The sequence below is a fragment of the Alicycliphilus denitrificans K601 genome (assembly GCF_000204645.1).
Lineage (GTDB): Bacteria > Pseudomonadota > Gammaproteobacteria > Burkholderiales > Burkholderiaceae_C > Alicycliphilus > Alicycliphilus denitrificans.
This window is the reverse complement of sequence record NC_015422.1, coordinates 1,632,789-1,646,373: the sequence shown is the minus strand read 5'-3', so window position 1 is coordinate 1,646,373 and position 13,585 is coordinate 1,632,789. Positions and strand designations below refer to the sequence as shown.

Annotated in this window: 12 protein-coding genes and 1 tRNA gene; 6 read left to right on the top strand and 7 right to left on the bottom strand. The window is 69.1% G+C overall.

Annotated elements, in window-relative coordinates; genetic code table 11:
- Window positions 1–743 precede the first annotated feature (743 nt).
- Window positions 744–819: transfer RNA gene (locus ALIDE2_RS07775), tRNA-Gly, on the bottom strand.
- A 154-nt stretch (window positions 820–973) separates the two neighbouring features.
- Between ALIDE2_RS07775 and ALIDE2_RS07770 the strand changes: the two genes are divergently transcribed.
- Window positions 974–2,203, top strand: coding sequence for an MFS transporter (locus ALIDE2_RS07770; RefSeq protein WP_013519709.1), 1,230 nt, complete (start codon window positions 974–976; stop codon window positions 2,201–2,203).
- Between the two features lie 15 nt (window positions 2,204–2,218).
- Here ALIDE2_RS07770 and ALIDE2_RS07765 read toward each other — a convergent pair whose 3' ends face one another.
- Window positions 2,219–2,491, bottom strand: coding sequence for an H-NS histone family protein (locus tag ALIDE2_RS07765; protein WP_013519710.1), 273 nt, complete (start codon window positions 2,489–2,491; stop codon window positions 2,219–2,221).
- A gap of 81 nt (window positions 2,492–2,572) precedes the next feature.
- On the opposite strand from ALIDE2_RS07765, the gene ALIDE2_RS07760 reads away from it, so the two are divergent.
- From ALIDE2_RS07760 to ALIDE2_RS07745, 4 genes are all read left to right on the top strand, one after another.
- Window positions 2,573–3,370: an IclR family transcriptional regulator gene (locus ALIDE2_RS07760; RefSeq protein WP_013519711.1), complete on the top strand. Its 798-nt coding sequence runs from the start codon at window positions 2,573–2,575 to the stop codon at window positions 3,368–3,370.
- Between the two features lie 252 nt (window positions 3,371–3,622).
- Window positions 3,623–4,396 carry an SDR family oxidoreductase gene (locus ALIDE2_RS07755; RefSeq protein WP_013519712.1) on the top strand — a complete coding sequence of 258 codons (774 nt, stop codon included), beginning with the start codon at window positions 3,623–3,625 and terminating at the stop codon, window positions 4,394–4,396.
- A 22-nt stretch (window positions 4,397–4,418) separates the two neighbouring features.
- Window positions 4,419–5,645, top strand: coding sequence for an acyl-CoA dehydrogenase family protein (locus ALIDE2_RS07750; protein ID WP_013519713.1), 1,227 nt, complete (start codon window positions 4,419–4,421; stop codon window positions 5,643–5,645).
- Between the two features lie 9 nt (window positions 5,646–5,654).
- A complete protein-coding gene (locus ALIDE2_RS07745) occupies window positions 5,655–7,355 on the top strand; it encodes a long-chain fatty acid--CoA ligase (protein WP_013721735.1) in 1,701 nt (566 codons plus the stop codon).
- Between the two features lie 140 nt (window positions 7,356–7,495).
- Here ALIDE2_RS07745 and ALIDE2_RS07740 read toward each other — a convergent pair whose 3' ends face one another.
- From ALIDE2_RS07740 to ALIDE2_RS07720, 5 genes are read right to left on the bottom strand one after another with little or no spacing between them, the layout of a single operon-like run.
- Window positions 7,496–8,662 carry an ABC transporter substrate-binding protein gene (locus tag ALIDE2_RS07740; RefSeq protein WP_013519715.1) on the bottom strand — a complete coding sequence of 389 codons (1,167 nt, stop codon included), beginning with the start codon at window positions 8,660–8,662 and terminating at the stop codon, window positions 7,496–7,498.
- Between the two features lie 44 nt (window positions 8,663–8,706).
- Window positions 8,707–9,414, bottom strand: coding sequence for an ABC transporter ATP-binding protein (locus ALIDE2_RS07735; protein ID WP_013519716.1), 708 nt, complete (start codon window positions 9,412–9,414; stop codon window positions 8,707–8,709).
- On the bottom strand, window positions 9,401–10,165 hold the full coding sequence (locus tag ALIDE2_RS07730) for an ABC transporter ATP-binding protein (protein ID WP_013519717.1): 765 nt from the start codon (window positions 10,163–10,165) through the stop codon (window positions 9,401–9,403). The genes ALIDE2_RS07735 and ALIDE2_RS07730 overlap by 14 nt, the downstream gene beginning before the upstream one ends.
- A complete protein-coding gene (locus tag ALIDE2_RS07725) occupies window positions 10,152–11,126 on the bottom strand; it encodes a branched-chain amino acid ABC transporter permease (protein ID WP_013519718.1) in 975 nt (324 codons plus the stop codon). The genes ALIDE2_RS07730 and ALIDE2_RS07725 overlap by 14 nt, the downstream gene beginning before the upstream one ends.
- The gene (locus ALIDE2_RS07720; RefSeq protein WP_013519719.1) at window positions 11,127–11,990 is read right to left on the bottom strand and encodes a branched-chain amino acid ABC transporter permease; all 864 of its coding nucleotides are present in this window, start codon (window positions 11,988–11,990) and stop codon (window positions 11,127–11,129) included.
- A gap of 598 nt (window positions 11,991–12,588) precedes the next feature.
- Here ALIDE2_RS07720 and ALIDE2_RS07715 point away from each other — a divergent pair.
- Entirely contained in the window at window positions 12,589–13,557 is a 969-nt protein-coding gene (locus ALIDE2_RS07715; RefSeq protein WP_013519720.1) for a Bug family tripartite tricarboxylate transporter substrate binding protein, read from the top strand.
- Window positions 13,558–13,585 lie beyond the last annotated feature (28 nt).

The following is a 13,585-nucleotide window of genomic DNA, read 5'->3' as shown; positions in this document are numbered from 1 at the left end:
CGGAGTTAACCTTGACTGAACGCGCTTGGATGAGCCGTGTCATTGCCCCCTATGAAAAGGCCGCTTCTGCGCCAACAGAAGCGGCCCCTGAATTGGTGCCCGAGGCCGGAATCGAACCGGCACGCCTTTCGGCGAGGGATTTTCTTACCACTTCGGCTTTCGCCGCCAGCGCGTGCGCTGTTCGTGGTCTGGAGCACGCCTTCACCATAGCCTTGCAGCCGTAGGTGCCCGCCGTCTGCTCTCTACACCTTCCCAGGCATTGGGCCTGGGCTTGGCTCGGCGTTGGCTCGGATGCCGGGGCATCCAGGGCGTTCGCCGACTTTGACGGGCTTCACCTCTGGGGTTTCCCCCGGAGGGCTCAAATTGTTCAAGTCCCTTGTGTCTACCGATTTCACCACTCGGGCATTACATGATGCACTGGAGCCTACACCTCTCCCTGCTGGCTCCTAGTTGGCTCCTGACCATCAAGCCGAGCCGCGAAGCTACGCCTTGGATGCTCCCAAGTCCTTGCCACTATTGACCTTCCGGCTTGGTGGCGAAAGCAGAAAGGACTTGACAAAACAGATTTTAAGTCCGCAGTGTCTACCAATTTCACCATCGGGGCGCCCGCCACCCGGCAGGGTATATCGGCGCAGGGTAACTGGAGCAGCACGCGAGCGCAATGCCCCGCCGCGCCCCTGCACGCCGCCGAGCGACCATTTCGGCCAACAAAAAAGGGAAGCCTTGGCTTCCCTTGCAATTTCTGGAGCGGGAAATCGGTCTCGAACCGACGACCTCAACCTTGGCAAGGTTGCGCTCTACCAACTGAGCTATTCCCGCGTTTTCTTCCGCTCCGCGCCGCCTGTTCGGCAGTGCACCCTGGAAAGACTGGAACTATAACACGAATTTCAGGCCGGCTTTCCAGCTCCGCAGGATTTTCGCGCTGCCCCCGCCCCGGATGGGCGGGTGAGCCGCTACAGTCAGCAGGCAGCCCATGACGCACGGAAAACCCCTCCCCTCCAGCCCCGCGATGCAGCCGCCGGGCGACTCCTCCATCGGGGCGACCCTGGTCGTGTGCCTGGGTCTCTCGCAGCTCGTCGCCTGGGGCACGATGCACTACCTCATAGCGGTCTTTGGCCGGCCCATCGGGCAGGAGATGGGCTGGAGTGCGGCCTTCGTGCAGGGCGGCTTCTCGCTGGCGCTGGTGGTCATGGGCGGCGCGTCGGCGCTGGCCGGGCGCTGGATCGACGCGCAGGGTGGCCGCGCCGCCATGATGACGGGCTGCTGGATCGGCGCGGCCGGCTGCGCGCTGCTGGCCACCACCACGGGCGCGGCCCAGTACCTGGCGGGCTGGGCGCTGCTGGGCCTGGGCATGCGGCTGGCGCTGTACGACGCGGCCTTCGCGGCGCTGGCCCACCTGGGCGGCGCGGCCTCCAAGCGGGCCATGTCGCAGATCACGCTCTTCGGCGGGCTGGCCTCCACGGTGTTCTGGCCGCTGGGGCAGGCGCTCGCGCAGGCGCTGGGCTGGCGCGGCGCGCTGGGGGTGTATGCGCTGTTCCTGCTGCTGGCCTCGGGCCTGCACCTGGCCATTCCGGCGGCGCGGGTCGCGGCCCATGCGCCGCGGCATGCGGCCCCGGCCGGCGGGCCCGGGGCTGCACCGGCGCGCGCCGACACGCTGCTCTACGGCCTCGTCGCCGTGCTCGCGATGGTGATGCAGACCGGCATCTCCGCGCACTTCATCGAGCTGCTGCGGGGGCTGGGGTGGAGCGCCTCGGTGGCCGTGACGCTGTCGGCGCTGCTGGGCATAGGGCAGTTCACGGGACGGGTGTGGGTGGTGGCCTGGGGCCACCGCTACAACGCCATCCGGCTCAACCTGCTGCCCAGCGCCCTGCTGGCCGGCGGCTACGCGGTCTCGCTCGTGGTGGGCACGACGCTGTACGGCGCGGCGGCATTCGCCTTCCTCTACGGCGCTGGCAACGGCATCGCCACCATCACGCGCGGCGCCATGCCACTGCTGCTGTTCGATACGGCGAGCTACGGGCGCATCGTCGGCGCGGTCTTGAAGCCGGCCTTCGTGCTCTCGGCGGCGGCGCCCGTGGCGCTGGCCTTCGCGCTCGACGGCTGGGGCCACGCGGGCACGCTGTGGCTCATGCTGGCGACGAGCCTGGTGCTGCTGGCGGCATCGGCGGCGCTGGCGCGCCGGCACGCGCCGCGGCGGGGCTGAGCGCCGCGGGCCGGCTCAGATCTCGAACGCCGCCCGGTCCTTGCCGTTGATCCACCTGGGCGGCTTGCCGCGCCCGCTCCAGGTCGCACCCGTCACGGGGTCTCGGTACCTGGCCGGCACCTTCCTGGCCGCGGGCTTCCACGGAAAGACCTGCTGCGCCGTGAAGCCGAACTCCGCGATCAGCGCATGGACGGTGGCCAGCGCCTGCCTGGCCTCGGTCTTGCGGGCCTCGGCGATCCGTTGGTCCAGGGCTTTCTTTTGCTCCAGCAATGCTTGGTAGGTGCTCATCGTCGTTTTGCTAGGAATGTTCATCGGTGCAAATAGCATAGCGCTTCGGACAGGATCCGCGCCGCCCTCGATAATCCGCGCATGCCCGCGCCGCGCAACGCTCCCCGCCCGCCGAAGGAAGACCGCCACTTCGTCACGGCGCTGGCGCGCGGCCTGGAGGTGCTGGCGTGCTTCCGCTCGGGCGACAAGGTGCTGGGCAACCAGGAGATCGCGCAGCGCTGCCGGCTGCCCAAGTCCACCGTTTCGCGCCTGACGTACACGCTCACGCGGCTGGGCTACCTGATCCACGTGGAGGACGCGGGCAAGTACCGCCTGGGTACGGCCACGCTGTCGCTGGGCAGCGCCATGCTGGTGCGGCTGGACGTGCGCCAGATCGCCCGCCCGCTGATGCAGGAGCTGGCCGATTTCGCCAAGGCCGAGGTCTCGCTGGGCACGCGCGACCGCTTCTCGATGATCTACGTGGAGAACTGCCGCAGTTCGGCCCTGCTCACGCTGAGCCTGGACGTGGGCTCGCGCATCGCGCTGGCCACCTCGGCCATGGGCCGGGCCTGGCTGGCGGCCGTTCCCGAGGAGGTGCGCAGCCCCGCGCTGGAGCAGATGCGTGCGCGCGGCGACAAGATGGCCTGGGGCGAGGTGCAGGCCGGCATCGACAAGGCCCTGCAGGACTACCGCAGCCTGGGCGTGACCTGCTCGTTCGGCGAATGGCAGCGCAACGTGAACGCCATCGCCCGCGCCTTCCACCCCGGCGGCGGCCTGCCGCCGATGGTGATCAACTGCGGTGGCCCGTCGTTCAACCTGCCGCCCGAGTTCCTGCTCGCCGAGGTGCGCCCGCGCTTGATCGAGATGGTGGTGCGCATCGAGGCCGCGCTCTGCCGCTGACCGCGCCAGTACCCACTTTTCATAGCTGCTGGCGCTTGCCTATAAAGCGCTGGAGCCGTTTTTTGCTTACCCCCCGAAACGCACGGACCGGCATTCCCATCGGTTCTGCAAAGCGGAACCATGGCAGCCGCACCGCGAGTTTCGCAGGTGACAGACGGCGCGGCGGGCGGTGGCTAGCATGACCCCACTCAAATTCTGCAATGCAGAAATCGCCCCCCTCCATTGCACAAACCACCCAGGAGCATTCCCACCATGAGCGTGAAACAGCTTTTCGACCTGACCGGGCAAGTCGCCCTCATCACCGGCGGCTCGCGCGGCCTGGGCCTGCAGATGGCCGAGGCACTGGGCGAGATGGGCGCGCGGCTGGCCATCACGGCGCGCAAGGCCGACGAGCTGGCGCAGGCCAAGGCCCACCTCGAAGGCCTGGGCTACGAGGTCGAGACCGTGGTCAATGACCTGTCGAAGTTCGACCAGATCCCGGCCATGGTGGACCAGGTGCTCGCGCGCTTCGGCACCATCGACATCCTGGTCAACAACGCCGGCGCCACCTGGGGCGAGAAGGCCGAGGACTACCCCGACGCCGCCTGGCACAAGGTGATGGACCTGAACGTGAACGCGCCCTTCTTCCTCTCGCGCGAGGTGGGCAAGCGCGTGATGATCCCCAAGGGGCGGGGCAACATCATCGTCACCGCCTCGGTGGCCGCGCTCAAGGGCACGCCGCCGGGCATGAACACCATCGCCTACAACACATCCAAGGCCGCGGCGCTGCACTTCGCGCGCACGCTGGCGTCCGAGTGGGGGACCTACGGCATCCGCGTGAACGCGCTGTGCCCGGGGTTCTTCCCGAGCAAGCTGGCCAGCGGGCTGATCGACAAGCTCGGCCCCACGCTGGTCCAGCGCACGCCGCTGCGGCGCATCGGCGGCGACGAGGACCTCAAGGGCGCCGTGGTGTTCCTCGCCTCGGAGGCCTCGCGCCACATCACCGGCCAGGGGCTGGTGATCGACGGCGGCGCGAGTCTCATCTGATCCACCCAACAGGACCACACCCATGGACTTCTCCTACTCCCCCAAGGTCGTCGATCTGCAAAAGCGCCTCACGGCCTTCATGGACGAGCACGTCTACCCCGCCGAGAGCGCGTACCACCACGAGGTGGACGCGAACCGCAAGGCCGGCAACCCCTGGCAGCCCACGAAGGTGATGGAGGAGCTCAAGGCCAAGGCCCGCGCCGCCGGCCTGTGGAACCTGTTCCTGCCCGAGTCGAAGTACGGCGCGGGCCTGACCAACCTGGAATACGCGCCGCTGTGCGAGATCATGGGCCGCTCGCACGTCGCGCCCGAGGCCTTCAACTGCTCCGCGCCCGACACCGGCAACATGGAGACGCTGGTGCGCTACGGCAGCGAGGAGCAGCAGCGCCAGTGGCTGCTGCCGCTGCTGGAGGGCCGCATCCGCTCGGCCTTCGCGATGACGGAGCCCGCCGTGGCCTCGTCGGACGCGACGAACATCGAGGCGCGCATCGAACGCGTGGGCGACGAGTACGTGATCAACGGCCGCAAGTGGTGGACCTCGGGCGCGCCCGACCCGCGCTGCGAGATCCTGATCTTCATGGGCAAGACCGACCCCGACCACCCGAGCCGCCACCGCCAGCAGTCGATGATCCTCGTGCCCATGAAGACCCCGGGCGTGACCATGGAGCGCGCGCTGCCCGTCTTCGGCTACGACCACGCGCCCCACGGCCATGGCGAGGTGAGCTTCGACAACGTGCGCGTGCCCGTGTCCAACGTGCTGCTGGGCGAGGGCCGCGGCTTCGAGATCGCCCAGGGGCGCCTGGGCCCCGGGCGCATCCACCACTGCATGCGCCTGATCGGCGTGGCCGAGCGCGCGCTGGAGCTCATGTGCCGGCGCGCCCTGGGCCGCGTGGCCTTCCACCGCCCCGTGGCCGACCAGGGCGTGACGCGCGAGCGCATCGCCAACGCGCGCATCCTGATCGACCAGGCACGCTTCCTCGTGCTCAACGCGGCCTACATGATGGACACCGTGGGCAACAAGGTCGCGCAGAAGGAGATCGCCATGATCAAGGTGGCCGCGCCCGGCATGGCCTGCCAGGTGATCGACTGGGCCATGCAGGTGCACGGCGGCGGCGGCGTGTGCGACGACTTCCCGCTCGCCGCCGCCTACGCCCAGGCCCGCACGCTGCGCTTCGCGGACGGGCCCGACGAGGTGCACCGCAACCAGATCGGCAAGATGGAGCTCTCTCGGTACATGACCGCCCGCTGAGCGCCGCCCATGTCCGACCGCCACTTCGCCCACTGGCCGCACCTGCTGCCGCGCCACCTCACGGTGCCCGCCACGCACCTGTACCGCAACATCGAGGTCTCCGCCATGCGCTACCCGGACAAGGCGGCGCTGGTGTTCTACGACTCGGTCCTGTCCTACGCGCGCCTGCAGGACGAGACCGAGCGCCTGGCCGCCCACCTGCAGCAGGCCTGCGGCGTGCGCAAGGGCGACCGCGTGCTGCTGTACATGCAGAACAGCCCGCAGTTCGTGATCGGCTACTACGCCATCCTGCGCGCCGACGCGGTGGTGGTGCCGGTCAACCCGATGAACCTGACCGAGGAGCTGCGCCACTACGTGGACGACGCCGGCGCGCGCACCATCCTCGCGGCGCAGGACCTGTTCGCCCAGGTGCGCCCGCTGCTGCGCGAGGGCCGGGCCGCGGCCGACGACGACGCGCAGGCCCCCGGGCTGCGCCACTCCGTGGTGGCCGCGTACGGCGACTACCTCACCGCGCCCACCGACCTGCCCGTGCCCGCCTTCGTGGCCGCCCCGCGCGAGAGCGTGGACGAGCCCGGCGCCGTGGCCTGGTGCGACGCGCTCGCCGCGGGCCTGCACCCCGCGCCGCTGGCGGCCGGCCCCGACGACCTGGCCGTCATGCCCTACACCTCGGGCACCACGGGCCACCCCAAGGGCTGCATGCACACGCACCGCAGCGTCATGTACAACGCCGTGGCCGGCACGCAGTGGCTGAACACGCAGCAGGACGCGGTCACGCTCGTGGTGCTGCCGCTGTTCCACGTGACCGCCATGCAGGGCGGCATGAACGGCTCGCTCTACGCCGGCGCCACCATCGTGCTGCTGCCGCGCTGGGACCGCGACGCGGCCGCGCAGCTCATCGGGCGCTACCGCGTCACGGGCACGCAGATGATCGTGACCATGGTGGTGGATCTGCTGTCCAACCCGCGCCTGGGAGAGTACGACTTCTCCAGCATCCGGCGCCTGAGCGGCGGCGGCGCGGCCATGCCCGAGGCCGTGGCCACGCGGCTGCAGGAGCTGTGCCGGCTCGATTACCTGGAGGGCTACGGCATGTCCGAGACCATGGCCGCCACGCACATCAACCCGCCCCAGCGCCCCATGAAGCAATGCCTGGGCATCCCCATCTTCGACGTGGACGCGCGCGTGGTGGACCCGGCCACCCTGGCGGAGCTGCCGCCCGGAGAGGTGGGCGAGATCATCGTGCACGGCCCGCAGGTCATGCAGGGCTACTGGGGCCAGCCCGAGGCCACGGCGGCCGCCTTCGTCACGCTGAACGGCAAGCGCTTCCTGCGCACCGGCGACCTGGCCCGCGCCGACGAGCACGGCTACTTCTACATGGTGGACCGGCTCAAGCGCATGATCAACGCCAGCGGCTTCAAGGTCTGGCCCGCCGAGGTGGAGGCGCTCATGTACGCCCACCCCGCCATCCAGGAGGTCTGCGTGATCGCCGCGCGCGACGCGCGCCGCGGCGAGACCGTGAAGGCCGTGGTGGTGCTGCGCGAGGCGTTCAGGGGCAAGGTCACCGAGCAGGAGATCGCCGACTGGGCGCACGGCCACATGGCCGCCTACAAGAGCCCGCGCCTGGTGCAGTTCGTGGACGCCCTGCCCAAGTCCGGCACCGGCAAGGTGCAGTGGCGCGCGCTGCAGGACAGCGAGGCGACCTCGGCACCCTGATCGCTCTCAAAAAAAGGAGCTGCCTGCGCTTGCCAGTTCAGGTTTTCAAGCAAATTTCGCTTTGAAACCTGGAACTGGCAAGCGCAGGCAGCTCCCGTTTTTGAAGCACGGCCCGCGCCCCAAGGCGCGGGCCTGCTGCGTCACTGGCCGGTCTGGATGGGCTCGACCTTGCCGTTGCGCACGGCCGCGCCGCGCTCCGTGGTGACGGTGCCGCCGCGCTGGTCCACGCCCTGCACGCCGCCGGGGTTGACCTCGGGCGGCAGCGCCTTGTAGGCCGCGTCCAGCTTCGCGTGGATGGCCTTGGTGTCGCTCGCCGAGCCCGCGAGCTGCATGGCGCGGAAGGTGGCGTGCACGGCGGTGTAGTTCCACAGCGCCTCGGAGCCGGGGATGCGCCCCGGGTACATCTTGCCGAAGCGCTCGATGAACGCCTTGTTCTCCGGCTTGGTGTCCTCCGACACGGGCATCACGCCGATGGCCCCTTCCAGCAGGCCGTAGCCGCCCACCACGCGGGCCATCTCGTCGAGCTTGGCCTGGTCCATGACCACGAAGCCGCCCTTGAAGCCCAGCTCGCGCGCCTGCTTGACCACCAGCGCCGTGGGCTCGGACGCGCCGCCCACGAACAGCACGTCGGGCTTCTCGGCCAGCGCCTTGCTCACGCCGCTGTAGAAGTCGGTGGCGCGGTTGTAGCTCATGGGGTTCTCGGCCACCACGGTGCCGCCCAGCTTCTCCCAGCCCGGCTTGAAGGCCGCGGCCCAGGCCTTGCCGTAGTCGTGGTCCGCGCCGATCATGGCCACCTTCTTGCCATAGCGCCCCATCACATACCTGGAGAACGGCGCGATGTAGCTCGTGAACTCGGGCGGGATGCGCAGCGTGAGCTTGTTGCCGCGCTCGGTGATCTGCGGCACCGAGCTGTAGGCCAGCACGATGAAGTTGTTGCGCTCGTTGGAGGTCTGCAGCGCGAAGATGCCGCCCGAGTGCGGCACCAGGATGGCCGCCGCCTTGTGCTGCTGCACCAGGCGCTGGGCATTGATGGCGGTCTCGGACGGGTTGTACTTGTCGTCCAGCGGGACGACCTCGAAGCGGACCTTCTTGCCGCCGACCTCCGGGTTGCCGGCGTTGATCTCGGCCACGGCCATCTGCATGCCGTCGAGCACGTTCTTGCCGTATTGCGCGGCGCCGCCCGACAGCGGGCCCGAGTAGCCGATCTTGATCACCTCCTGCGCCAGCGCCGGGCCGGCGGCGAGGGCCGCGGCCGCCACGGCCAGTGCCGTCATCTGGCGGCGGGTGAAGCGGGGGAATGCGCGCATGGGTGTGCCTCCTGCAGTCGAGTGGTGAAAGGGAAAAAAAGAGATCAGGCGCCGATGTACGCCCTGCGGATGGAATCGTCGGCCAGCAGCTCGCCGGGCAGGCCCTCGCGCACGATGCGCCCGCTCTCCAGCACGTAGGCGCGGTGAGCGATGCGCAGCGCCGCGTAGGCGTTCTGCTCGGCCAGCAGCACGGTGGTGCCGGCCTGGTTGATGCGCTGGATCACCTCGAACATCTGCTTGATGACCAGCGGCGCCAGGCCCAGCGAGGGCTCGTCGAGCAGCAGCACGCGCGGGCGCCCCATCATGGCGCGGCCGATGGCCACCATCTGCTGCTGCCCGCCCGAGAGCGAGCCGGCCGGATCGTGCTGCTTCTCGCGCAGGATGGGAAACAGCTCCAGCACCTCCTCCAGCGTCTGGCGGCTCGGGCCCGGGTCGCGGCGGTGCACGTAGGCGCCCAGCTCCAGGTTCTTGCGCACGCTCATCTGCGGGAACAGCTTGCGCCCCTCGGGGCACTGCACCACGCCGGCCTGCACGATGGCCGAGGGCTTGCTGCCCACCAGCTCGCGCCCCTCCCAGGTGATGGAGCCGCCGGCCGCGCGGTGGATGCCGCTGGCCGTGAGGAACAGCGAGCTCTTGCCCGCGCCGTTGGCGCCCAGCAGCACCACCAGCTCGCCCTTGCCCGCGTGCAGGCTCACGCGGTCCAGCGCCAGGAAGCTGCCGTACTTCAGCGAGACGTCGTCAAACTTCAGCATGCTCGCTCCCCAGGTAGGCGTCGATCACGGCGGGGTTGCGGCGGATCTCCTCGGGCGTGCCCTCGGCGATCTTCTCGCCGTAGCTGAGCACCAGGATCTTGTCGGCCAGGCTCATGATCATGTTCATCTTGTGCTCGATCAGCGCCACCGTGATGCCGTGGCGCACGATCTTGCGGATGAGCTCGGCCAGGCCCTCGGTCTCCTCGGGGTTCACGCCGCCAGCCGGCTCGTCCAGCAGCATCAGGCGCGGGTCGGTGGAGAGCGCCAGCGCGAAGGCCACGCGCTTGCGCTCCTCCTGCGTGATGTCGCCCGCCAGGCGGTGGGCCACGCGCGACAGGCCCACGAAGTCCAGCGCCTCGCGCGCCTTCTCGCGGCACACGCGCTCCTCCTCGCGCAGGCGGCTGGAGCCGCGCAGCACGTCCCACAGGCCCGAATGCGTGCGCAGGCGGTGGCCCACGATCAGGTTGTCGAGCACGGTGGAGCGGTCGAACAGCGTGGTGGTCTGGAAGGTGCGCGCCACGCCCAGCCGGGCCACCTGGTCGGTGCGCAGCGACGTCACGTCGCGCCCGTCGAAGGTGATGGTGCCGCTGGTGGGCTTGTGCACGCAGCTGATGAGGTTGAAGAACGTCGTCTTGCCCGCGCCGTTGGGGCCGATGATGGCGTTGATCCTGCCCTCCTCGATCACGGTGCTCACGTCGTTCACGGCGGCCAGGCCGCCGAAGCGCTTGGTCAGGTGGTCAATCTTGAGCATGCTGCTGCCCCTTCCTGGCATTGCGGCGCGCGCGCCATGCGGTGACGCTGCCCACCACGCCGTAGGGCATGAAGATCACCAGCATCACGAGAATGGGCCCGAAGACGATGAAGCGGTACTCCTGCAGGAACTGCAGGTACTGCGTGAGCCAGGGCATGCCTATCGACCCCAGCAGCGGCCCGAGCACCGTGCCCAAGCCGCCGGCCATGGCGAAGATCATCATGTCGAAGGTGTGGTGCACGCCGGCCATGTCCGGCCCGATGAAGCGCACGAAACCCGCGTACAGGCCGCCCGCCACGCCCGCGTAGACCACGCTCAGCATGAAGGCCAGCACCTTGTTGCGCATGAGGTTGATGCCCAGCGCCTCGGCCAGCTCGTCGCTGTTGCGTATGGCGATGAAGGTGCGGCCCAGCAGCGACTTGACGATGCGCTGCATCGCCCAGACCGACAGCACGAGGAAGGCCAGCACCAGGTAGTACAGCGCCAGCGGCGACTCGAAGCTCAGCGCGCCGATGGCCTCCGGCGCCGGGATGCCCATGATGCCCACCGTGCCGTGGGTCAGGCCCTCCCACTTCTCGATCACGAGGAACATGATGTAGCCCACGCACAGCGTGAAGATCGAGAAGTAGTGGCCCTTCAGGCGCAGCGACACGACGCCGATCAGGTAGCCCAGCACCATGCACACCACGCCCGACATCACCAGGCTGCCCCAGAAGGGCCAGCCATGGTCCACCGTGAGAATGCCCACGGTGTAGGCGCCCGCGGCCATGAAGCCCGCGTGCGCGAGGTTGAGCTGCCCCGTGTAGCCCGTGATCAGGTTCAGGCCCAGCGTGGCGATGGCGAAGATGTAGGCCGTGCTCATCACCGTGAGGTGGTAGTCGTTGCCCGCGACCCAGGGGAACGCCAGGCTGGCGGCCAGCAGCAGGCCCCAGCCGGCGCGGCTGTCGATGAATCCGCTCATTCAGTGCCCCCTCTTCGCGAACAGGCCCTGCGGGCGCAGCGACAGGATGACCACCAGCAGCACGAAGGCGACGATGTCCTTGTAGTCGGTGGAGATGTAGAAGGCCCCGAAGCTCTCGGCGAAGCCGATGATCAGGCCGCCCACGATGGCGCCGGGCACGCTGCCCATGCCGCCCAGGATGATGATCACGAAGGCCTTGGTGATGACCAGGTTCCCCATGGCCGGGTAGACCAGATTGATGGGCGCGTACAGCGTGGCCGCCACGGCCGCGAGCATGCCCGAGATGGCGAAGGTCAGCATGGACACGCGGTTGGCGTCTATGCCCACGAGCGACGCGCCCTCGCGGTTCTGGGCCATGGCGATGATGGTCGAGCCCGTGGTCGTGCGCGTGAGGAACAGGTGCAGCGCCACCATCAGCGCGAAGGCCGCGGCGATGATCAGCAGGCGCTGGGCCGGCGCCGTGATGCCGCCCATCTCGACGATGGAGGTGTAGGGCGTGGGCATGCGCTGGAAGTCCGCGCCCCACAGCGCCTGCGCCCCGGCCTCCAGGAACAGCAGCACGCCGATGGCCGCGATCATCGGGTGGATGCCCGACGCCTTGCGCAGCGGGTGGAACACCAGCCGCTCGCTCACCACCGCCAGGGCCGCCACCACCGCCGCGGCGGCCAGCATGGCGACCCAGTAGCCCCAGCCCCAGGCGTTCATCGCATGGAAGGCCACGAACGCGCCCACCATGTAGAACGCGCCGTGCGCGAAGTTGGGCACGTGCAGGATGCCGTACACCAGCGTCAGCCCCAGCGCCACGAGGCCGTAGATGCCCCCCAGGGTCAGCCCGTTGAGGACCTGCTGCATGAGCATCTCCATCAGCCGCCCCTCCTCGCACCGATCGCCGGCCCGCGCCACCGGCGGGCGCGGGGGGCTGCGTTCACATCCAGAGCTGTCCGCATCGTCTCACTCCTCCTCGGGTTCAAGCACCACCCCGGGCCATGCTCCGGCCACTGCGGGGCAGGCGTCTGCAGGGTTGCGGGCGCAGCTTAGCCAGCGCCGCGCGGCCGATTTCCGGCGATTCTGCAATGCAGAACAACTCCAGGGTAAATACCGACGGTGCGGGCGCTTCTCCAGTCACCTAGATGACTCTCCAGGCGGCCCATTCCCCACGAAACGGGCACGGCGGCATGCCGTCCCTCATGTTCTGCAAAGCGGAATCACGCGCCGCGAATGGGCGCGGCGGCATGCCGCTGCGCGGCCCGGTGCGCACGGGCCCGGCCGGCGCAGGCGTTGCCGCGTGCGCCGGCCCTTATGCCTGATGGCCCGCGCGGCCGGGGCCCACTGACATTCATCAAAAACAGACACGCAAACGCGCTTTTTCGCCGATGTACGGAACAAGCAGCGCCGGTGCATTGCGCCTTTCCATACCGCAAAACCAAACTAACGCTAGCTTAAATAAAGGAGACGACAAACAATGACCAGCAAGCGCCGCTTCCTGGCCGCATGCACCCTCGTGGCGTTCGGCACCCTGCCCGCGCAGGCCGACACCTATCCCAGCCGTCCCATCCGCATCATCGTCCACTCGTCGCCCGGCGCGCTGCTGGACGTGACGACGCGCGTCGTCGCGCAGGAGATGTCCAAGGACCTGGGGCAGCCCATCGTCATAGAGAACCGCCCCGGCGCCGACGGCCTGCTGGGCATCCGCGCCGTGAAGGCCGCGCCCGCCGACGGCTACACGCTGCTGGCCGCGGCCAACACCGTCGCCCAGCTGCCCGCGTTCCGCAAGGAGCCCGGCTACGACCTGGAGAAGGACTTCACCGGCATCGGCATGATGAACCGCGCGCCCTTCCTGTTCGTGGGCCCGCCCGGCCAGCCCAGCAAGACGCTGGCCGAGCTCATCGCCAACGCCAAGGCCCAGCCGGGCCAGCTGGTGATGGCCCACGCGGGCAAGGGCACCAGCGTGCACATGGCGGCCGCTCTGTTCTTCCACCAGACGGGCACCAAGTTCCTGGACGTGCCCTACAAGGGCGCCGCGGCGGCCCTGCCCGACGTGGTGGGCGGCCGCGCCAACGTGATGTTCGACGGCGCCAACTCCTCCGGCCCGCTGGTCAAGGAAGGCAAGCTGCGCGCCTTCGGCATCACTTCGACCACCCGCTCCCCCGTCTTCCCGGACATCCCCACCCTGGCCGAGCAGGGGCTGCCGAACTACAGCTTCTACGTGTACCTGGGCCTGCTGGCCCCGGCCAACGTGCCCAAGGACGTCGTTCCGCGCCTGGCCAAGGCCCTGCGCACGGCGCTGGCCAGCGAACCCGTGAAGAAGCGCTTCCGCAACGACGCCGCCGAAGCGGGCCGCATGAGCCCCGAGGAGTTCACGAAATTCCTGAAGGAAGACGCCGCGCGGACCGAGAAGGTGGCGACCGACCTGGGCTACGCCAAGGAATGAACGGCGCCCCGGCGCAAACGCACGACAG